Consider the following 22740-nt stretch of genomic DNA (forward strand, 5'->3'; position numbering starts at 1 on the left):
ATTTTACTCAGCAAATTTCGATGAAAAAGCAACAAGAGCCTCTTAATCAACGCGTTAAATGATCAACAAACTTTTTAACCCGATCTAAAAATTTTTGAGAGAGTGGGCTATTTTTTTCACCTGCGGTGCCTGAAAAACTTTCTCTCAACTTAGATAACAGCTGTTTTTGTTCTTCATTCAATTTAACCGGTGTTTCAACGATAACACGACAGTGTAAATCACCTGGGCCATCACTACGAACAGATTTAACACCTTTGCCAGCACAGCGGAACAATTTACCCGTTTGCGTTTCTGCGGGTATTTTTAATTTAACCTTTCCCTCGAGGCTAGGGACTTCAATTTCACCCCCTAGCGCAGCTAGTGTAAAATTGATCGGCACTTCACAAGACAGATTATTGCCGTCACGTTGAAAAATGGAATGCGGTTTGATCCGCATTTCAACATAGAGATCGCCCGCGGATCCACCGTGAGTGCCAGCCTCTCCTTCCCCGGTTAAACGAATACGATCCCCTGTATCGACTCCGGGGGGAATTTTTACTGCCAGGGTTTTTGATTTTTTTATCCGCCCCTGCCCATGACACTGAGTGCACGGATTCTTATTGATAGCTCCCTCTCCATGACACTTAGGACAGCTTTGTTGTATCTTCAAAAATCCTTGACCCATAAGCACTTGTCCAGCGCCACCACAGGTTGAGCAAGTGATTGGAGAGCTTCCTGGTTTTGCACCGCTACCATGACAACAGCCACATTTTTCTTGTGTTGGAATGGTGATTTCTTTGGTGACTCCTTTTACTGCTTCTTCCAAAGTTAAGCTAATTGGATAACCGAGATCTGAGCCCTTTGATGGACCACGATTACGGCCTCGTCGAGCACCGCCGTCAAAAATATCAGAAAAATGGCTAAATACGCTACCGAAAGCCTCTTCGAATTGCGTATTATAATGAGCGCCGCCGCCTTGTTGATCAAAGGCCGCATGGCCATATTGATCGTACGCGGCACGTTTTTCCTTATTGCTTAAGATTTCATTAGCTTTGTTAATTTCTTTAAATTTAGCTTCAGCACTTTTGTCACCAGGGCAACGATCCGGATGACATTTCATTGCTTGTTTTTTATAGGCTTTTTTGATTTCATTCTCTGTCGCATTTCTGTCGACGCCTAAAATTTGGTAATAATCTTTATCCGCCATTTGTTTTTTTCCTACCCCTCACATGCGTGCACAGACGTATACCCTTCGCCTTTGAAGCCGCCGCGTTGTTGGCTACGGGTGTTCACCCGAATCACGTAGTATGCCTACGCTCATCGGTCTCACGCCCTTGCCTCCTATAGCCAAAGCAGTTTAATTTGATTTAAGTGTTGTCGTCACTTGCCGTACTATTTGTACTGTCTGCGCTCCTCCGCCTTGAATCAAATTAAACTGATTCGGCTATAGCGGCAACTTGAAGGACTGTGGGTATAGAGTTGCCTCGACGCCCGTGCCGGTTTCCAGCTATAGTAAATACTACTACTGCTGTGCCCGCTTAAGGGCGATTATTTTTTATTCTTCTTTTGTTCGTCATCTTTCACTTCTTCAAATTCAGCGTCAACAATATCCTCTTTTGGTGGGGTATTGTTATTACTATCCGTACCAGCAGCCGGATCATTAGTGTTTTGTTGCGCTGCTATTTCTTGTAGTTTGCTAGAGACTTGAATTAACGCCTGGCTCTTCGCTTCTATATCAGCTTTATCTTCGCCTTTTTTCGCGGTTTCCAATGCTTGCAATGCTGCTTCAACGGCGGTTTTATCTTCTGCTGCTAGCTTATCACCAACCTCTTTTAGCTGTTTTTCTGTGCTATGGATCAGTTGGTCGGCTTCGTTACGTATTTTTACTAACTCTTCAAATTTACGGTCGGTTTCAGCATTTGCCTCAGCATCTCTGACCATTTTTTCAATTTCCTCCTTACTGAGACCTGAAGATGCTTGAATGGTTATTTTTTGTTCTTTTCCACTATTTTTGTCTTTAGCAGAGACATGCAAAATACCATTAGCATCAATATCGAAGGTGACTTCGATTTGCGGCATACCCCGTGGTGCGGAATTAATACCATCGAGGTTAAATTGTCCCAAAGATTTATTATCGCTAACACGTTTACGTTCACCCTGTAACACATGGATGGTGACGGCAGATTGGTTATCTTCTGCAGTAGAAAACACCTGGCTATGTTTAGTAGGGATAGTGGTATTTTTTGAAATCAGTGGTGTCATTACCCCACCCATGGTTTCAATACCCAGCGACAGAGGAGTTACATCGAGTAACAGTAAGTCTGTTACATCACCAGAGAGCACCCCTCCTTGAATAGCAGCACCGACCGCAACCGCTTCATCGGGATTGACGTCTTTACGGGGTTCTTTACCAAAGAATTCCTTCACTTTTTGCTGCACCAGCGGCATACGTGTCTGGCCACCCACTAGAATGACATCGCTAATATCACTGACAGATAAACTTGCATCCTTTAATGCCAGTTTCAATGGCTCAATAGAACGGGCAACCAGATCTTCTACCAATGATTCCAGTTTTGCCCGCGTCACTTTGATATTCATGTGTTTAGGGCCGCTGGCATCGGCAGTAATATAGGGCAAATTAACATCCGTCTGTTGAGCAGAAGAAAGTTCGATTTTTGCTTTTTCTGCTGCTTCTTTTAAACGCTGCATAGCTAAGGGATCATTAGTGAGATCAATTCCCTGATCTTTTTTGAATTCAGCTACTAAATAATTAATCATTCGATTATCAAAGTCTTCACCACCGAGATGGGTATCACCATTGGTAGCCAGTACTTCGAAAACTTTATCACCGTCGGTATCATTTATTTCAATGATCGAAATATCGAAAGTTCCCCCGCCGAGATCATAAACAGCGATAGTACTGTCACCTTTATCCAATCCGTACGCCAAAGCCGCGGCAGTGGGTTCATTGATAATACGTTTCACTTCTAAACCGGCAATACGCCCCGCATCTTTAGTGGCTTGCCGTTGCGCATCGTTAAAATAAGCCGGCACGGTGATAACCGCTGCTGTGACTTTTTCCCCCAAATAATCTTCCGCCGTTTTTTTCATTTTTTTCAGGATTTCGGCAGAAATTTCCGGCGGCGCTTTTTTCTTATCTTTGATATCAACCCAAGCATCGCCATTAGCAGCTTTAACGATTTTATAAGGCATGATCTTTTCATCACGTTGAACTTCTTGATCCTCGAATTTACGACCAATCAAACGTTTGATAGCATGCAATGTGTTTTTCGGATTGGTGACAGCTTGCCGTTTCGCAGGTTGTCCGACTAGTGTTTCGCCGTCGTTGGTATAGGCAATAATTGAAGGCGTGGTACGATCTCCTTCCTGATTTTCTATAACTTTAGCTTGCGTGCCTTCCATCACAGCAACACAAGAATTAGTTGTACCTAAATCGATCCCAATAATTTTACCGCTACGTTTTTTTTGTTCAGTCATCTGAGTTACTCCCAAAGAAATTTATAATCGATATGTGAACGGATTGTTAATTTTAACGGTCTATTAATTTCACCACGCCACAGTATTATTCATTACAGTTAGGAGATAAGATGGGGTCATGCATCCCAGCATCAAGGGGAAAAATGAAAAAATTATTTTTTATCGCGTTAAATCGTTTTTATTTCTCGTTGAAAACAGTTATTTAACACGAGCAACATATTCACCAGAGCGGGTATCAACTTTAACAATTTCACCGATTTGGACAAATAAGGGTACCTTAACGACAGCGCCGGTACTCAAGGTGGCGGGTTTACCACCGGAACCTGCCGTATCTCCTTTTAAACCAGGATCAGTTTCAACAATTTCCAGTTCAACAAAATTAGGTGGGGTTACCGCAATAGGCTGACCATTCCACAATGTCAGAATACATTCGGCCTGTTCAACTAACCATTTCGCATTGTCGCCAGTGGCTTTAGCATCGGCGGCGAGTTGCTCAAAAGTATTATTATTCATAAAATGCCAAAACTCGCCATCGTTGTACAAATAGGTTAAATTCATATCAACTACATCTGCAGCGGCTACGGTATCGGTAGATTTAAAGGTTTTTTCTAATAATTTTCCGGAAATGAGTTTACGAATACGGGTACGAGCAAAGGCTTGGCCTTTGCCGGGTTTAACGAATTCACTTTCAATCACTGAACAAGGTTCCCCGTCTAACATGATTTTAAGACCGGAACGAAATTCGTTGCTAGAATAAGTTGCCATGATGGCCCTCTTGAAATGAGTAACTAAATCAAAAAATGACGACCATTGTAACCTTAAATAAGCCAGTTAGAGAAGATTGGTTGCAACAGCTTGCGGACGTGATCACTGATCCTGATGAGTTGTTGCAGCTTTTGCAACTGGATACCCATCCTGAGCTTCTGAAAGGCAAAAATGCGCGAAGCCTGTTTCCCCTGCGGGTTCCTAGAGCGTTTGTGGCACGAATAAGAAAGGGTGATGCCAATGATCCATTACTGAGACAAGTGCTCACTTCTTCTGCTGAATTTACCAGCCCAGAGGATTTCATCACTGATCCACTGGCAGAACAGCGCACTGCGACACCGGGTTTATTACATAAATATCATAACCGGGCGCTTTTATTGGTGAAAGGAAGCTGTGCTATCAATTGTCGCTACTGTTTTCGTCGACATTTCCCTTATCAAGATAATCAAGGCAATAAAAAAAATTGGCAATTAGCCTTAGATTATATTCGCCAGCATCCTGAATTGGACGAAATCATTTTTTCGGGGGGGGATCCTTTGATGGCGAAAGATCGCGAACTCAGTTGGTTAATCGATGCGTTAGAAAAAATTGCGCATATTAAGCGATTACGTATTCATACTCGTTTACCCGTCGTGATCCCCGCACGTATTACTACCGCACTCTGTCAAAAATTTCATGCATCACGTTTACAAATTGTACTGGTGACACATATTAATCATGCTAATGAAATTGACAACGCATTATGCGATAGCATGGCAAAACTTAAAACAAAGGGGGTCACTTTACTCAATCAAAGTGTATTACTCCGTGGTGTCAATGATAACGTCGAGGTGCTGGCTCAGCTTAGCAATGCTCTGTTTAATGCAGGTATTTTACCTTACTACCTTCACGTTTTGGATAAGGTAAAAGGTGCCGCCCATTTTATGGTCAATGATGATGAGGCTCGACGACTCATCAACGGATTATTAGGCTGTATTTCTGGTTATTTGGTTCCACGTTTAGTGAGAGAGATTGCTGGAGAAAAAAGTAAAACGCCGCTGGCGCTAAGCTAATACAAAATCGAGGCTGGTTTTTGCAAAATAGTAGCGATTTCACAAGTGGTCTAAGCACCTGTTCCAAATCTTCTTGAGCGACGTTCAATTGAGAAAAAAATAAGCGAAAAAGCGCAGTTTACATAGCGTAAATGAGCATTTTGAGCTCGTTTTTGACGAAGTATTAGCAAGTAGTAAGAGATTTAGAAATAGGTGCTAATAGACTGCTTACAAAACCGTAAGTAGGTTATGTAAGTAGTCTAATGATAAACTATCGACAAACCGTTTAAAAAAGATGAAAGGAATACCGTCGTGTCAGATGATTTAAAAAATGACGTGGATCCAGTTGAAACCGGTGACTGGCTACAAGCCATCGAATCGGTTATCCGCGAAGAGGGGGTTGAGCGTGCCTATTATTTGCTTAACCAAGTATTGAATGCTGCCCGCAAAGACGGCGTTAATATTACCCTGGGTGCCACAGATTATATTAATACTATCACCTTAGAGGAAGAGCCGGATTATCCCGGTAATCTGGAGCTAGAACAACGTATCCGTTCTGCTATCCGTTGGAATGCAGTAATGATGGTACTGCGCGCATCGAAAAAAGATTTAGACTTGGGTGGCCACATTGCCTCTTTCCAATCTTCAGCGACCTTTTACGAAGTGTGTTTTCATCATTTTTTCCGTGCCCGTAACGAAAAAGACGGTGGCGATTTAGTTTTTTTCCAAGGCCATATTTCTCCAGGGATCTACGCCCGTGCTTTTCTTGAAGGCAGGCTGACGAAAGAGCAGCTGAATAATTTCCGTCAAGAAATCGACGGTAAAGGGCTTTCTTCTTATCCTCATCCTAAATTGATGCCCGAATTTTGGCAATTTCCGACCGTTTCTATGGGATTAGGGCCAATCAATGCTATTTATCAGGCAAAATTCCTCAAATATCTCAATCACCGTGGCTTAAAAAATACCTTGGGGCAAAGGGTTTATGCTTTCCTCGGTGATGGTGAGATGGATGAGCCTGAATCTAAGGGTGCAATTACCGTAGCCAGCCGTGAAAAACTGGATAACTTGGTTTTCGTGATCAATTGTAACTTGCAACGCCTGGATGGTCCGGTTATCGGTAATGGTAAAATTATCAATGAACTAGAAGGTATCTTTGCCGGTGCGGGTTGGCAAGTGCTAAAAGTCATTTGGGGCGATCGCTGGGATGCCTTATTACGCAAAGATACCAGCGGTAAATTAATTCAACTCATGAATGAAACCTTGGACGGCGATTATCAAACCTTAAAATCTAAAGACGGGGCTTATGTCCGTGAACATTTCTTTGGACGTTTTCCAGAGACCAAAGCATTAGTCCAAGACATGAGTGATGATGAAATTTGGTCACTCAATCGCGGTGGTCATGATCCCAAGAAAATTTTTGCTGCCCTGAAAAAAGCACAAGACACTAAAGGCAAACCGACGGTGATCCTTGCGCATACCGTCAAAGGTTATGGTATGGGTGAAACCGCGGAAGGCAAAAATATCGCTCACCAAGTCAAAAAAATGAATATGCTGGGAGTTCACCACTTACGTAATCGCTTTGAGGTACCTGTTACTGATGCCGATATTGAAAAATTGCCCTACATCACTTTCGATAAAGATTCCGAAGAATATCAATACCTCCATGCTCGCCGTGAGGCATTGTCAGGTTATTTACCAACTCGATTAACAAAATTCACTGAAAAATTAACCTTACCCACCCAGGCAGATTTTAATGCGCTGCTAGAAGAACAAAGCAAAGAAATTTCCACTACCATTGCTTTTGTACGTGTATTGAATGTGTTGTTAAAGAATAAATCGATAAAAGATCGCATCGTGCCTATTATTGCTGATGAAGCACGGACTTTTGGTATGGAAGGGTTATTCCGTCAAATTGGTATTTACAGCCCAGAGGGTCAACAATATACCCCGCAAGATCGTGAACAAGTGGCTTACTACAAAGAAGATACAAAAGGACAAATTCTACAAGAAGGCATTAACGAATTAGGAGCCGCCGCCTCTTGGCTCGCCGCGGCAACATCATACAGCACTAATGATTTGCCGATGATCCCCTTTTACATTTACTACTCGATGTTTGGTTTCCAACGTATTGGCGATCTCTGTTGGGCAGCCGGTGATCAACAGGCGCGGGGCTTCCTTATCGGCGGCACCTCGGGTCGTACTACACTTAATGGTGAAGGTTTACAACACGAAGATGGCCATAGTCATATTCAATCACTCACCATCCCCAACTGCATTTCTTATGATCCGGCCTATGCATATGAAGTAGCCATTATTATGCATGACGGCTTAGAACGCATGTACGGATCAAAGCAAGAAAATATTTACTACTACATCACTACATTGAACGAAAATTACCACATGCCTGCCATGCCAAAGGGGGTAGAGGAAGGTATTTGCAAAGGTATTTACAAATTAGAAACGCTTGAAGGCAGTAAAGGTAAAGTGCAGTTGATGGGATCAGGCGCTATTTTGCGTCATGTGCGTCAAGCGGCGCAGATCTTATCTGAAGACTATAACCTAGGCTCTGATGTGTATAGTGTCACTTCTTTTACCGAATTAGCACGTGATGGTCAAGATTGTGAACGCTGGAACAGGCTGCATCCGACAGAAACACCACGTACGCCTTATATCACGCAAGTGATGCATGATGCTCCTACCGTTGCTTCGACTGACTATATGAAATTATTCGCTGAGCAGATCCGGAGCTATCTTCCAGCCCGCCAATTTTGCGTATTAGGCACGGATGGCTATGGTCGTTCTGATAGCCGCGAAAATTTACGTCATCACTTTGAAGTTGATGCATTTTATGTGGTGGTCGCTGCCTTAAGCGAATTGGCTAAACAGGGTGACATTGATAGCAAGGTAGTGGCAGAAGCCATCATTAAATTTGGTATTGATGCTGATAAGATCAATCCTCGTTTGGCATAACAGGCTAGCAATAAAAGGTAAAACTATTTATGTCTATTGAAATCAAGGTACCGGATATTGGTACTGACGCAGTGGAAATCACCGAAATTATGGTCAAGGTAGGTGATACGATTGAAATTGAACAATCATTGCTGACCGTTGAAGGGGATAAAGCGTCGATGGAGATCCCTTCTCCTCACGCGGGTATCATCAAAGAAATCAAAGTAGCGCTAGGTGACAAAATCGAAACGGGCAAGCTTATCATGATCTGTGAGGCGGCTAGTGATAATCATACCCCTGCGCCCGCGGCTGGCAATGTAGAAGAAAAAACCGCTGTGGAAACAGCGCCTATCGCCACGGATAACAGTCATATTGATAAGACAAAAATCGATAACAACGACGCGGATCACAGTCAAATAGCAAACACTGGTGATTTTACCGAAAACTCAGCTTACGTGCATGCAACACCCGTTATCAGGCGTTTGGCACGTGAGGTCGGTATTAATTTGGCAAAAGTGACGGCCACTGGTCGTAAAGGACGCATCCTACGTGAAGATTTACAGCGATATGTAGAAAAAGTGGTCAACGCTGCTGAATCGGGTGCCGTTACTAGCGGGGGCTTGCCAGGCATGTTACCTTGGCCGCGAGTGGATTTCAGCAAGTTCGGTGAAGTTGAAGAAGTCGAATTGGGTCGCATTCAAAAAATTTCAGGTGCCAATCTAAGCCGTAACTGGGTCGTTATTCCACATGTCACTCAATTTGATGAAACCGACATCACTGAGCTTGAAGCTTTCCGCAAACAACAAAATAGCGAAGCAGAAAAGAAAAAGTTGGCGGTAAAAATCACCCCATTAGTGTTTGTCATGAAAGCGGCAGCCAATGCACTCGAGGCTTATCCACGTTTTAACAGCTCGCTGTCCGCAGATGCACAGACACTCACGCTAAAAAAATATATCAATATTGGTGTAGCGGTTGATACCCCTAATGGTTTAGTTGTCCCTGTATTCCGTGATGTTAACAAAAAAAGCGTTATAGCATTGTCACGGGAATTGGCCTTAATTTCTCAAAAAGCACGTGAAGGTAAGCTGACGGCGGCTGATATGCAGGGAGGCTGTTTTACCATCTCCAGCTTGGGAGGCATTGGTGGTACAGCATTTACGCCTATCGTTAATGCGCCGGAAGTGGCGATCCTGGGTGTTTCCAAATCCTCTATCAAACCGATATGGAATGGTAAAGAATTTGAGCCGCGCTTGATGTTACCGCTCTCCCTTTCTTTTGACCATCGTGTGATCGACGGGGCAGCGGGTGCCCGTTTTGTTAGCCATATTGGCAGTATCATGGCGGATATCCGTCGTTTGATTATGTAATTATTATCTATATACCCAATGAATTTCGAGTTACGGCAAGGCGGCAAGGGCGACCGACCGATGAGCGTAGACAGGCTACGTGATTCGGCGAGCACACGCAGCTAACGCCGCGCCGTAACTTGAAAGGCGAAGGGTATACCCACAGTCCTTCAAGTTGCCGCTAGACGGTCAGGGCGTGAGGTCGATGAGCGTAGACTGATTCGGCGAACCCCTACAGCCAACAAAACGGCGGCTTCAAAGGCGAAGGCTATACTAGACAAAAAATGTAAGAGGGCATGATGAGTACGAAAATAGAAACTCAGGTGGTGGTAATAGGCGCTGGTCCGGCAGGCTACTCGGCTGCTTTTCGCTGCGCAGATTTAGGCCTGAAAACCGTATTGGTTGAACGTTACGACACCTTGGGTGGTGTCTGCCTCAACGTTGGCTGCATCCCTTCCAAAGCGTTATTACATGTGGCTAAAGTGATCAACGAAGCCAAGGCGCTTGGTAATCATGGCATTGCGTTTGGTGAACCTAGCATTGATCTGGATAAAGTGCGGGGCTGGAAAGAAAAAGTCATCTCGCAATTGACCGGTGGTTTAGCGGGGATGGCCAAAAGCCGTAAAGTTAACGTGGTCAAGGGAAAAGGTAAATTCACCGGCGCTAATACATTAGAAGTAAAAAATACAGCAGGTGAAATTACTGCCACTATCACTTTTGAGAATGCCATTATCGCCGCAGGCTCTCGTCCAACGGCACTTCCTTTTATTCCTTATGAAGATCCACGCATATGGGATTCCACCGATGCACTGAAGCTGAAAAGCGTTCCTAAAAAATTGCTTATCATGGGTGGAGGCATTATCGGCTTAGAAATGGCGACGGTTTATCGTGCGCTAGGCTCTAAAATTGATGTGGTTGAAATGTTTGATCAAGTGATCCCAGCGGCAGATAAAGACGTCATTCAGGTGTTTACTAAAAAGATCAGTAAACAATTTAAATTAATGCTCGAAACTAAAGTCACCAAGGTTGAAGCGAAAACAGATGGCATCTACGTGACGATGGAAGGCAAAAAGCCTACAGAGCCTCAGTGTTATGACGCGGTTCTGGTTGCTGTTGGCCGCGTGCCCAATGGTGCATCACTGGATGCGGAAAAAATAGGTGTCGAGGTTGATAAGCATGGTTTTATTAACGTTGATAAACAGTTACGTACCAATGTGCCACATATTTTCGCCATTGGTGATATCGTTGGTCAACCGATGCTAGCACACAAAGGAGTACATGAAGGTCATGTTGCTGCGGAAGTGATCGCAGGCAAAAAACATTATTTCGATCCCAAAGTGATCCCCTCTATCGCCTACACCGAGCCAGAAGTAGCTTGGGTGGGTGTAACTGAAAAAGAAGCAAAAGAAAAAGGTATCAGCTTTGAGACTGCAACATTTCCATGGGCCGCATCAGGGAGAGCGATTGCCTCTGATTGTGCTGAAGGGATCACCAAACTGATTTTTGATAAAGAAACTCGCCGCCTCATCGGTGGTGCCATTGTCGGCAGCAATGGTGGCGAATTATTAGGTGAAATCGGTTTAGCGATTGAAATGGGTTGTGATGCAGAAGATCTGGCGCTGACCATTCATGCTCACCCAACCTTGCATGAATCTGTGGGTCTGGCGGCTGAGATATTTGAAGGCAGCATTACTGACTTACCTAACCCGAAAGCTAAAAAGAAATAAATTTTTCTCAATAGACTTCTTGCAAAACTGCTATGTGTGGCGCGAAATCAAGGCGCCCGACGCACAGCAATCTTCGTCAATATAAGTACATGAGGATTGCGCGCACCGGGTAACGCAGGATCCGTATCACGCAGTAGGTTATGCACGAAGTCTACTGATGATTCAGATTTATCTTAATCATCCTGCCAGATTTGTTCTGCTTTTGTGTCGGAAGACGTTGACGGTTGTTGATGATTGTCATCCCACTTAAAAGCCATGTCTTCCGATGTTTTTTCCTCTACCGGCAGCATTTTGGGCTGAGTATTGATGAAATTCATCACATCCCAACAAAGTGCCTCAACACCATGCCGATTGACCGCCGAAATAGTATAATATTTTTCCTGCCATCCTAAAGCAGCGGCAATGGTTTTAGCGCGTACTTCGGCTTCTTTTTCGTCGAGTAAATCGACTTTGTTGAAAACTAACCAACGGGGTTTATCAACAAGGTTGGCATTGTATAGCTGTAGTTCGTTAATAATGATTTTTGCATTTTCAACCGGATCGGAGCCATCTATAGGCGCGAGATCAATCAAATGTAATAACACCCGGCATCGTTCTAAATGTTTCAAAAAACGAATACCTAAACCGACTCCCGCCGATGCCCCGGCAATTAATCCAGGAATATCCGCCACCACAAAACTTTGTTGATGATCCATTCTCACTACACCCAGGCTTGGGATCAAAGTAGTAAAGGGATAATCGGCAACTTTAGGTTTAGCGGCAGAAACCGCGCGAATAAACGTAGACTTGCCGGCATTCGGTAGCCCTAACATGCCTACATCGGCCAACAATAATAGCTCTAATGCCAGCTCTCGCGTTTCACCTGCTGTACCCAGTGTTTTTTGGCGAGGGGCGCGATTAATCGATGATTTAAAACGTGTATTTCCTAATCCGTGGAAGCCTCCTTTTGCCACCATCAGACGTTGCTGGTGATGTAGCATATCCCCTAGTATTTCGCCCGTAGTTTGATCAAAAATACGGGTTCCTACTGGCACATGAATAGTAATATCTTTGCCGCGTCTCCCTGTACAGTCACTGCTTTGCCCATTTTGGCCGCGTTCGGCACGGAAAGTTTTTATAAAACGGTAGTCGATCAATGTATTCAAATTTTCATCAGCCAGTAAATAAATATCGCCGCCATCACCCCCATCGCCTCCGTTAGGGCCACCGTTGGGAATATATTTTTCGCGTCGAAAACTAACACAGCCGTTACCACCATCACCTGCCACGACCAGGATGGTAGCCTCATCTACAAATTTCATTTAATACACTCCATAATTCATTAACCTGGCTACTATACCCTTAGCCTTTCAAGTTACGGCTTTGTTGTCTGCGGGTGCTCGCCTCATCAGGTAGAGTATGTCTACGCTTATCGACCTAACACCCTGGCCGCCTAGCGGCAACTTCAAGGAATGTGGTTATATAATGGGTCGATAGGTTGTTTGTCTTGCCCCTCTTTTGACAAAGTATCAGCAAGCACAAGAGATTTCGAACAGGTGTTAAGTCATCTTTTTTATCAGGGGCTCATATAGCCAAACCAGTTTAATTTGATTCTGTGTTGTTGTCGCTTGCCGTACTATTTGTTGTACTGTCTGCGCTCCTCCGCCTTGAATCAAATTAAACTGATTCGGCTATGGCACTGTTAACAAAGTGTATTCATTTAACTTATTGAAATAATTATAATTTAAATACATTCAAAGTAAACGGTTCCTCTTTAAAAAAACAGATGAATCGATTTTTTATGGCAGCGATCGGCGAATTCTCTCAATGATGAAGCCGATCACAAAAAGTATTATTTTTATCTCATCATTATTTTATGCGTCCTAAATATTTTTATAAATTCTTTGTTATTCAATAATTTAACTTTGTTAACAGTGCCATAGCAAAAAGCCCCGCAATTTCTGCGGGGCTTATATCTTATTCGATAAAATAAAGAAAATTTATTCAGCTTCAATGCTAACAAATTTACGATTTTTCGCACCCTGAACATTGAACTTTATCTTGCCATCAGTCAAGGCATACAAAGTATGATCTCTACCGCAACCGACGTTAACACCAGCGTGGAATTTTGTACCGCGTTGACGAACAATAATACTACCCGCTAGAACCGTCTCTCCACCAAAACGTTTTACGCCAAGACGTTTACTTTCAGAATCGCGACCGTTACGTGTCGAACCACCTGCTTTTTTGTGTGCCATAAATTCGCTTCCTTAATAAAACTAAGCGCTGATGCCAGTTATTTTAATATCAGTGAACGACTGACGGTGGCCTTGTTGCTTACGGTAATGCTTACGACGATGAAATTTAACAATTTTAATTTTTTCACCACGACCATGAGCCATTACGGTAGCTGTAATTTTCACACCATCAAGCCAAGGCGCTCCAATTTTGATGTTTTCACCATCAGCTACCATTAGCACTTGATCAAATTCAACTATTTCACCTTCTTTGACGTCTAACTTTTCTAGACGAACGATGTGTCCTTCGCTGACTCGGTGTTGTTTACCACCACTTTGGAAAACCCCGTACATATAAACTCCGCCTTCCGTACACCCCCACCATAGTTAACCGAGAGCGCACTATAAATATTCACATGAAAGCGGAAATTCTACGTAAAAAGAGTACAGATCACAAGAATAGAATCAAGACTAAAATAGAAAAAAGAGTGGAGTGCCAACATAACGTTTATTTAGCGCATTTTTTAAGTACAATAAGCCAATTTCAAAAGCTGAATAATGAGAAAAAATGCTGAATAATGCAAGTATATTGGATGAAGTTAAAGAATTAACAGCAAAAGATATGGCTACCGTTAACCATACGATTAAAGAGCAAATGCGCTCTGATGTTGCATTAATCACAGAAATTAGTCACTACATTATCAATAATGGCGGCAAACGTATTCGTCCTATGATCGCTATTCTTGTTGCTCGAGCACTAGGATATAAAGGTAATCAGCATATTACCATTGCCGTATTAATAGAATTTATTCACACCGCTACATTATTGCACGATGATGTGGTCGATAATTCTGATCTAAGGCGCGGTAAAGCAACAGCTAATGCTCAATTCGGTAATGCAGCAAGCGTATTAGTCGGCGATTTCATTTATACTCGTGCTTTTCAAATGATGACTCAACTCGGCTCGATGCGTGTATTAGAAGTGATGTCTACCGCAACTAATATGATCGCTAAAGGTGAAGTACAGCAGTTAATAAATTGTAAGGATCCACGGATCACGGAAAAAACCTACTTGAGTGTGATTGCGAGTAAAACGGCCAAGTTGTTTGAAGCGGCGTCACAGTCCTCTGCTATATTGGCAGGTGCTAATAAAGAAAAAGAATTAGCGTTGCAACGTTATGGCCACCATATCGGTATTGCTTTCCAATTAATTGATGATTTGCTTGATTACAGCCCAGAAAGTAGTACAGGCAAAAAGAGTGGTGCCGATCTTGCCGAAGGAAAAGTAACACTACCATTATTACATGCCATTGAAAAAGGTACGCCAGAGCAAACAGCTCTACTTTGCAACGCGATTCAGCAGGATAATGGTCGTCACTTGTTCACCTCCGTGCAGCAAGTGTTAGAAGAATGTGATTCTTTGAACTATACCCGCCAATGTGCAAAAACAGAAGCCGATAAAGCGATTGCCGAATTAAAAGTATTGCCTGAAACCCCTTACCGTATAGCACTAGAAAAACTCGCAGAATTTTCTATTATGCGTGAGTATTAATTATATTTTTTAACATTTTCTAGCAATTTTTGAGTATGAAAATAACTTGATGATTTTTTTTATTTAAAAAATGATTTAATCCTCCTGTGTTGGAGGATTTTTTTCTTGTGAATTATTAGCCTGTCGTTGATCAATAAGCTCGATAAGTCCTTCAGTTCCAAAACTTGTTATAAAGTTGATCACTTTTTCGCGTTTAGATTCAGTTAAACGCTCAATAGCTTCAATCAATATTGATGAACTTTCTCTTTTATTTACGTGATATTGGACATTATTTTCTTTTAATTTCAATATATTAAGAATATTATCTGGTAAATTATCAATATGATACTCCAGTGCTTTACCTTGAACACCTGAGCGCCGCCGTTTTTTCCAGTCATCACGCTTAGCCCGTAGGTTAATTCCTTGTGGTGATGATGGAAATCCTGGAATACCTGCAAGTTCTTTGGCTGCATACCATTCTTTTTTCATAAATTTGTTTTCTCTAATTATTTCTATTCTATGATAAATATTTTTCTAAAAAATGGAAAAATTCAGAAAATTAATGTTATAATTTCTGAATCGTTACTGTTTTTCTTAACACACTTAACGATATAACGTTAGTTATACCACTAATAGACTAATATCTCAGCAGGAAAAAGGATTAAATGATGATATTAAGGAAATCTTCTGATTGGCATCCTGCCGATATCATTGCGGCACTACGTAAGAAAGGCACTACTATGGCAGCGCTATCTAGAAAATCTGGATTAAATTCTTCCACGCTTTCCAACGCCCTGACAAGAGCATGGCCGAAAGGGGAATGGATTATCGCGGAATGTCTTGGTATTCATCCCTCGAAAATATGGCCTAGCCGCTATTTTGATAAAAAGACAGGGACGCTGATTGATCGTAAAAATAAAATACGTTCATATCGCGTCTCGGAAGACAACCAAGATAGTACTACAGTCGTAGTTAATTCACGTACAATGAAGGAGCTCGAGATTGGTGGTATTGTACCCTATGCTATTAGATGATTTTGGTGGCTCAACGATTTTTGAAAAATTAACGAATAGGCTGGGGAGTTTATTTCGCCGTTCTGAAACCCGTGAACGAGCAGCAGGCTATGTAATGTCACCAGCAATGTAAAACTGGGTCTTCCGCAAATAATGTTGGTGCTGAAGAGATAATTCAACGTGTTGGTCACTGAAGAAATAACGGGCGATCTCCCATTTTAGGGGTAGAGCGAGTAATTTTTTAAGCATGATTATTTTCAATAGATAAAAAGTCAGAAAAGAATTTATATCTCAATTAGCTGCAGCGTTCAGCACCAACATTATTTGCGGAAGACCCAAAATTCGATTGCTGTTGACATCAGATTATCGATCCATGAATCAATAAAGCCCTGCGTTGCAACTTATGAGGCGTCTCCCTTGGGTTGCGCCACGAATAAACTAAATTTATTGACGCTCTACCAGGCACTCGTTTGCTTGGCAGAAAGAGGTTGACTCTGTGACCCGCGCCGTGATTCCAATACTTTTTTAAATTTAAAGACAACATGCCAACAGATAAAAAATGGTGATATTTGCCTTTATTCTTAGCATTGATCAGCGCTAAGAATAAATAACATTCAGTGTCCACGTGGTTTTATAACGGTATTCCAAAATTATGATGAGTAGGATCCGCTACATGAAGTTGCCGATGGCCAGCTGGAGGCGATTGCTCTAGATAAGCTAATGTAGAAGCCTTTGCTTGTCCAGTCCCTCCCATTCCAGCATGTGCTTGAACAATATTCCTCTGAACTCTCATTGTTGTTTTACTCACGTGCTTAGAGCCGGGTGTAAGCGGAGTTTGAGTACTGCTATTTCGAGTTTTCTTCCGATCATCACCATTACCAGATGGGCTGGGCACGAAAGATTGTGTACTACTCTTTACTTTCGGTGGCTCTTCTACTCTGTCTGCTACTGGGGCGTGAAAGCGAACTTTGCGATTAAGCGCCTGATTATTCTGTGCCGGTGGCTCGTTAGCTAGACAGCATTGATCTTTTGAAGGCGTAGAAGCGGCTACCTCCCCAGTTCCGGCTATTTCAGCTGCTTTTGCTGCTTTATTCACACGTTGAGAGCGTAGTGAACGCTGAGTTTCCTCCCGTGCATTATCATTACCAGATGGGCTGGGCGCGAAAGATTGTGAACTACTCAGAGATCTTAGTCTGTCTACTGGGGCGCGAGAGTGAACTGTGGGAGTAGGTCTTAGTGTCTGATCAGGGGTATGAGGCAAAGGTTGAGGAATAGGAGTTGCTGCTCTATTATTCAGTGACCCTACTCCATAGCCAGCACTAGTCAGATCTTGTCTACGATTAGAGGTCGCTAATTGCCGCAGACAACTATATTTACATTTGCGTCTGTTATGATCTAATGCATGCTCCCAGCCTTCTTGAGACATCCAGAGTTTACATGTTCTTCCAAGGAACCCCCCAGATTTAGCCGGCGGTTTAACACTTTCTCGTGCTATGAGCGAGAAGGGCTTGCCCACGTCTTCTACATTCATTTTAATTAACCCTTAATCTTGGACTGTTGTTGGAATATATTTGGCAATATCGCTGATTATTAACCAAAAACTGTATTGATTATTTTTTATGCCTATCAGGTTATCTTGTGCCCTAGCAAAATAAAATTCATTGATGCTCTGTTATAAATTGATTGAGCACGAATAAAAAATAGCCAAGAAATCATTTATAAGTAAATAATAAATAAACAGATAGCTAAATAATAATATAAATTAATTCATTAAAATAGATCAACACAGAATCAAATTAAACTGATTTGGCCATATCGAAAAAAGTTTGGCGTCATAACAGTCTAGGGATTAGTTAATGCGATTGATCCCTGAGCGCATGGCTCTAGCCGATAAATTGCGCTAGACTCCGGCAGGCTCAATTGGATCCGGGAAGTTGACATGAACAATATCGAAGTTCGGGGGGCACGTACGCATAACCTGAAAAACATTAATTTGACTATTCCACGCGATAAATTGATTGTTATCACTGGCTTATCAGGTTCAGGAAAGTCTTCATTGGCATTTGATACCCTCTATGCTGAGGGACAACGTCGTTATGTTGAATCGCTTTCTGCTTATGCGCGCCAGTTTTTATCGTTAATGGAAAAACCGGATGTCGATCACATCGAAGGTCTGTCACCCGCCATTTCTATCGAACAAAAATCAACTTCACATAATCCACGCTCTACCGTGGGTACCATTACTGAAATACATGATTATTTACGCTTATTATTTGCCCGTATCGGCGAGCCGCGTTGTCCAGTGCACGATTTATCCTTAAAGGCACAAACGGTGAGCCAAATGGTTGATAATGTATTAAACCAGCCGGAAGGGCGCCGATTGATGTTATTAGCGCCACTGGTGCAAGATCGTAAAGGTGAACACAGTAAAATCTTAGAGAATTTAACCTCTCAGGGGTATATTCGTGCACGAATAGACGGAGAGATTTGCGATCTGACTGATCCGCCAAAACTCGCATTGCAAAAAAAACATACCATTGAAGCGGTAGTTGATCGTTTTAAAGTACGGTCAGATTTGGCTCAACGTCTAGCGGAGTCATTTGAAACCGCATTAGCCTTGTCGGGTGGCAGCGCGATAGTCGCCGATATGGAGGATAAAAATAAACAGGAGTTAGTGTTCTCGGCTAATTTTGCTTGCCCGACTTGTCATTACAGCATCAGTGAACTCGAGCCGCGTTTATTTTCTTTTAATAATCCGGCTGGCGCTTGTCCTAGCTGTGATGGATTAGGTGTGCAGCAGTTTTTTGATCCGGCTCGAATCATACAAAATGCCAAATTGTCTTTGGCCGATGGTGCTATTCGTGGTTGGGATCGGCGGCATTTTTATTATTTTCAAATGCTGAATTCGTTAGCCAATCATTATCAATTTGATATTGAATCCCCTGTTGATCAATTAGATGAGAAAACAAAAAACATCCTGTTGTATGGCTCGGGTAAAGAAATTATCGAATTTAAGTATGTCCATGATCGGGGTGATATTACCCTAAAACGCCATGCATTTGAGGGCGTTTTACACAATATGGAACGCCGTTATAAAGAAACGGGATCCAGCCTGGTACGAACAGAATTAGCTAAATTTATTAGTCATCGTCGCTGTAAATCTTGCGAAGGCACTCGATTACGCCAAGAGGCACGTCATGTTTTTATCGACAAGTGCACACTACCTGATCTTTCTGTGTTGAGTATTGAAGAGATATTAACCTTTTTCAAAAACATGACCTTAACCGGCCAACGGGCACAGATTGCTGAAAAAGTATTACAAGAAATCATCGATCGCCTGCAATTTTTAGTCAACGTGGGGTTGAATTATTTATCACTTTCTCGTTCCGCAGACAGCTTGTCCGGCGGTGAAGCTCAGCGTATTCGACTCGCCAGCCAAATTGGCGCTGGTTTAGTTGGCGTGATGTACGTGCTGGATGAACCTTCTATCGGACTGCATCAACGAGATAACCAACGCCTACTAAAAACATTAACTGATCTACGTGATTTAGGTAACACGGTGATTGTGGTTGAGCATGATGAAGAGGCGATCCGGGCTGCTGATCACCTAATTGATATCGGCCCCGGCGCTGGGGTTCACGGTGGGAAGGTAGTCGCTGAAGGTTCCGTTGCTGATGTCATAGCGGATCCTCTCTCTTTAACCGGCCAATTTCTTAGTGGTAAGCGTAAAATTGCGGTACCCACTCAGCGAGCCATCGCCGATCCCCAAAAGCGATTAAAATTAATCGGTGCCACAGGCCATAATCTGAAAAATGTCACTTTAACCCTCCCCGTCGGTTTATTTAGTTGCATTACCGGTGTTTCCGGATCGGGTAAATCAACATTGATTAATAACACCCTTTATCGTATCGCTCAGTGTCAACTGAACGGTGCCGCTACCGCCGAACCCGCACCCTACAAAGAAATTGAAGGGCTAGAGCATTTTGATAAAGTGATCAACATTGATCAAAGCCCTATTGGACGTACTCCGCGCTCTAATCCCGCGACCTATACCGACATATTTACCCCGATACGTGAATTGTTTGCGGGGGTTCCTGAATCTCGAGCCCGTGGTTATCATGTCGGACGTTTTAGTTTTAACGTCAAAGGAGGGCGTTGTGAGGCCTGTCAGGGTGATGGGGTGATCAAAGTGGAAATGCATTTTTTGCCCGATGTCTATGTGCCCTGCGATCAATGTAAAGGCAAACGCTATAACCGCGAGACCTTAGAAATAAAATATAAAGATAAAAATATCCACCAAGTACTGGCCATGACCATTGAAGAGGCGCGATGTTTTTTTGACGCTGTCCCTGCTGTTGCTCGAAAATTACAAACATTAATTGATGTCGGGTTGTCTTATCTTTCTCTCGGCCAATCGGCTACCACGCTCTCCGGGGGGGAGGCGCAGCGGGTTAAATTGGCGCGGGAATTATCAAAGCGTGGCACGAGTCAGACGTTGTATATTTTAGATGAACCCACGACCGGTCTACATTTCGCCGATATTGAACAGCTGTTGAAGGTGTTGCACCAGTTACGGAACCAGGGCAATACCATTGTGGTGATTGAGCATAATTTAGACGTAATTAAAACCGCCGACTGGATTGTTGATATCGGCCCCGAAGGGGGCGATGGCGGTGGAGAAATTTTGGTCGAGGGTACGCCAGAGACAGTGGCACAGTGCCCCCATTCTCATACCGCTGAATTTTTAAAGAAAATGTTGGAATAGGTGATGATGCTAAAGCAGTTTGCCATATTGAGAGTGCAAATTGATTAAGAGCCTATTCGAAATCTTCTTGAGCGGCGCTTAGACAAGGAAAAAGCAGTTCCTTTTGTTAAAAAAACAAGACGGTAAATGAGCATATTGAGCCCGTTTTTGACGAAGTATCAGCGAGCATAAGAGATTTACAGGCTACTGACATAGCATCAATCCTCATACCCTGTACCCGCATAATTATCGAAACGCGAACATCGGCCATTAAATGTCAAACGCACTGATCCGATGGGGCCGTTTCGCTGCTTGCCTAAAATAATTTCCGCAATCCCTTTTAGTTCACTGTTTTCGTTATACACTTCATCACGGTAAATAAACATAATTACATCAGCATCTTGTTCAATAGAGCCAGACTCACGTAAATCTGAATTGACCGGACGTTTATCAGCACGTTGTTCTAGACTACGATTGAGCTGAGATAATGCCACCACAGGTACCTGCAATTCTTTTGCCAACGCTTTGAGTGAACGAGAAATTTCTGCAATTTCTAAGGTACGGTTGTTCAACAACGTTGGGACACGCATTAATTGCAAATAATCGATCATAATGAGACTCAAGCCGCCATGTTCGCGAAAGACCCGTCGCGATCGCGCACGCACTTCAGTCGGTGTTAAGCCAGAAGAATCGTCAATATAGATATTACGTTTTTTTAGCAAAATCCCCATACTGCTCGAAATACGTGCCCAATCATCGTCGTTTAACTGACCGGTACGAATACGAGTTTGATCGACGCGAGAAAGTGATGAAAGCGTTCGCATCATAAGTTGATTAGCCGGCATTTCTAAACTGAAAATCAGCACCGGTTTATCTTCCGTCAATGCGGCGTTTTCACATACATTCATGGCAAAGGTGGTTTTTCCCATTGAAGGACGGGCGGCGACAATAATAAGATCTGATTTTTGTAACCCTGCGGTTTTTTTATCTAAATCTTGATAACCGGTTGGAACGCCAGTCACGCCATCATGAGGACGTTGATAAAGTTGTTCAATGCGTTCAATGGTATCGGCTAAGATACTATCGATGTTTTTTGGACCCTCATTTTTGTTCGCGCGCTTTTCGGCAATTTGAAAAACGCGGGATTCGGCTAGATCCAGCAATTCTTCACTACTACGTCCTTGTGGCTCATAACCCGCGTCGGCTATTTCATTCGCTACCGATATCATCTCGCGCACGATGGCACGTTCGCGCACGATATCTGCATACGCGCCAATATTTGCCGCACTGGGCGTGTTTTTAGAAAGCTCGGCAAGATAGGCAAAACCGCCTATAGATTCTAAATCGCCTTTCTGCTCTAAAGATTCGGATAATGTTATTAAATCAATTGGTTGATTGATTTCCAATAAACATTGCATTTCCGTAAAAATCCGCCGATGCGGATAACTAAAGAAGTCACTGTTAGTGACACGTTCAGAGACATTATCCCAGCGCTGATTATCCAACATTAGACCCCCTAATATCGACTGCTCTGCTTCCAACGAGTACGGTGGTAGCTTTAAGCCTTCTATCTGGCGATCTCTTGATGTCATGATATTGTTAGTGAGTTTGTTTTCGGCCATAAAACGTGCTTTTATCTACTAATTTTTTATTTTAAGTGAAGTTAGGACAGGCAACATACCCTTCGCCTGTGGAGTTGCCTTCGGCTGCCAGGGCGGGCGACCGATGAGCGTAGACATACTACGTGATTCGGGCGAATCCCCGCAGCCAACAACGCGGCAGCTTCAAAGGCGAAGGGTATAGAGCCACCGGAGTGTACACAGAGTAAAGAAGGATTGCGAGCATTCTACTTGCCTGAAAATTTATCAGGTATATTTGACTGTTATTAGTGTGTTTGACTGCAATTTTATCTTATTAAAGATAATAATCCCGCTTTTGTTC

The 22740-nt window shown here is 42.9% G+C and carries 16 protein-coding genes and 1 pseudogene; 8 read left to right on the forward strand and 9 right to left on the reverse strand.

The window, feature by feature from the left end:
* Nucleotides 1-46 precede the first annotated feature (46 nt).
* From dnaJ to efp, 3 genes are all read right to left on the reverse strand, one after another.
* A complete protein-coding gene (dnaJ, locus tag AACL30_RS14560; protein WP_339057107.1) occupies nt 47-1186 on the reverse strand; it encodes a molecular chaperone DnaJ in 1140 nt (379 codons plus the stop codon).
* A gap of 341 nt (nt 1187-1527) precedes the next feature.
* Nucleotides 1528-3477 carry a molecular chaperone DnaK gene (gene dnaK / locus AACL30_RS14565; RefSeq protein WP_339057108.1) on the reverse strand — a complete coding sequence of 650 codons (1950 nt, stop codon included), beginning with the start codon at nt 3475-3477 and terminating at the stop codon, nt 1528-1530.
* A 198-nt stretch (nt 3478-3675) separates the two neighbouring features.
* Nucleotides 3676-4242, reverse strand: a complete 567-nt coding sequence (efp, locus tag AACL30_RS14570) for an elongation factor P (protein WP_039906931.1) — start codon at nt 4240-4242, stop codon at nt 3676-3678.
* Nucleotides 4243-4277: 35 nt separating this feature from the next.
* Between efp and epmB the strand changes: the two genes are divergently transcribed.
* From epmB to lpdA, 4 genes are all read left to right on the forward strand, one after another.
* Nucleotides 4278-5294: an EF-P beta-lysylation protein EpmB gene (gene epmB / locus AACL30_RS14575; protein WP_339057109.1), complete on the forward strand. Its 1017-nt coding sequence runs from the start codon at nt 4278-4280 to the stop codon at nt 5292-5294.
* 291 nt (nt 5295-5585) lie between these two features.
* A complete protein-coding gene (gene aceE / locus AACL30_RS14580; RefSeq protein WP_339057110.1) occupies nt 5586-8243 on the forward strand; it encodes a pyruvate dehydrogenase (acetyl-transferring), homodimeric type in 2658 nt (885 codons plus the stop codon).
* Between the two features lie 29 nt (nt 8244-8272).
* Entirely contained in the window at nt 8273-9589 is a 1317-nt protein-coding gene (gene aceF, locus AACL30_RS14585; RefSeq protein WP_339057111.1) for a dihydrolipoyllysine-residue acetyltransferase, read from the forward strand.
* 278 nt (nt 9590-9867) lie between these two features.
* Entirely contained in the window at nt 9868-11295 is a 1428-nt protein-coding gene (gene lpdA / locus AACL30_RS14590; protein ID WP_339058494.1) for a dihydrolipoyl dehydrogenase, read from the forward strand.
* A gap of 173 nt (nt 11296-11468) precedes the next feature.
* On the opposite strand, the gene cgtA is transcribed toward lpdA, so the two are convergent.
* The 3 genes from cgtA to rplU form a co-directional block, all read right to left on the reverse strand.
* Nucleotides 11469-12596, reverse strand: coding sequence for an Obg family GTPase CgtA (gene cgtA, locus AACL30_RS14595; RefSeq protein WP_339057112.1), 1128 nt, complete (start codon nt 12594-12596; stop codon nt 11469-11471).
* Nucleotides 12597-13274: 678 nt separating this feature from the next.
* Nucleotides 13275-13532 (reverse strand): 50S ribosomal protein L27, encoded by a 258-nt coding sequence (gene rpmA, locus AACL30_RS14600; RefSeq protein WP_006704285.1) that lies wholly within the window; start codon nt 13530-13532, stop codon nt 13275-13277.
* A 21-nt stretch (nt 13533-13553) separates the two neighbouring features.
* Nucleotides 13554-13865 carry a 50S ribosomal protein L21 gene (gene rplU / locus AACL30_RS14605; protein WP_006707225.1) on the reverse strand — a complete coding sequence of 104 codons (312 nt, stop codon included), beginning with the start codon at nt 13863-13865 and terminating at the stop codon, nt 13554-13556.
* Between the two features lie 214 nt (nt 13866-14079).
* Between rplU and ispB the strand changes: the two genes are divergently transcribed.
* A complete protein-coding gene (gene ispB / locus AACL30_RS14610) occupies nt 14080-15063 on the forward strand; it encodes an octaprenyl diphosphate synthase (protein WP_339057113.1) in 984 nt (327 codons plus the stop codon).
* A 75-nt stretch (nt 15064-15138) separates the two neighbouring features.
* On the opposite strand, the gene AACL30_RS14615 is transcribed toward ispB, so the two are convergent.
* Nucleotides 15139-15531: a DNA-binding protein gene (locus AACL30_RS14615; RefSeq protein WP_339057114.1), complete on the reverse strand. Its 393-nt coding sequence runs from the start codon at nt 15529-15531 to the stop codon at nt 15139-15141.
* Between the two features lie 179 nt (nt 15532-15710).
* Between AACL30_RS14615 and AACL30_RS14620 the strand changes: the two are divergent.
* Both AACL30_RS14620 and AACL30_RS14625 read left to right on the forward strand, forming a co-directional pair.
* A pseudogene (locus AACL30_RS14620) lies at nt 15711-15968 on the forward strand (helix-turn-helix domain-containing protein); the annotation flags it as partial.
* A 94-nt stretch (nt 15969-16062) separates the two neighbouring features.
* On the forward strand, nt 16063-16188 hold the full coding sequence (locus AACL30_RS14625; protein ID WP_339057115.1) for a hypothetical protein: 126 nt from the start codon (nt 16063-16065) through the stop codon (nt 16186-16188).
* A 498-nt stretch (nt 16189-16686) separates the two neighbouring features.
* On the opposite strand, the gene AACL30_RS14630 is transcribed toward AACL30_RS14625, so the two are convergent.
* Nucleotides 16687-17481: a hypothetical protein gene (locus tag AACL30_RS14630; RefSeq protein WP_339057116.1), complete on the reverse strand. Its 795-nt coding sequence runs from the start codon at nt 17479-17481 to the stop codon at nt 16687-16689.
* Nucleotides 17482-17994: 513 nt separating this feature from the next.
* Here AACL30_RS14630 and uvrA point away from each other — a divergent pair.
* Nucleotides 17995-20820: an excinuclease ABC subunit UvrA gene (uvrA, locus tag AACL30_RS14635; RefSeq protein ID WP_339057117.1), complete on the forward strand. Its 2826-nt coding sequence runs from the start codon at nt 17995-17997 to the stop codon at nt 20818-20820.
* A gap of 197 nt (nt 20821-21017) precedes the next feature.
* Here the strand turns inward: uvrA and dnaB are convergent, their stop codons facing one another.
* Nucleotides 21018-22421 (reverse strand): replicative DNA helicase, encoded by a 1404-nt coding sequence (gene dnaB / locus AACL30_RS14640; RefSeq protein WP_339057118.1) that lies wholly within the window; start codon nt 22419-22421, stop codon nt 21018-21020.
* Nucleotides 22422-22740: the final 319 nt, after the last annotated feature.

Source organism: Candidatus Regiella endosymbiont of Tuberolachnus salignus (assembly GCF_964020115.1).
GTDB classification, from domain to species: Bacteria; Pseudomonadota; Gammaproteobacteria; order Enterobacterales; family Enterobacteriaceae; genus Regiella; species Regiella insecticola.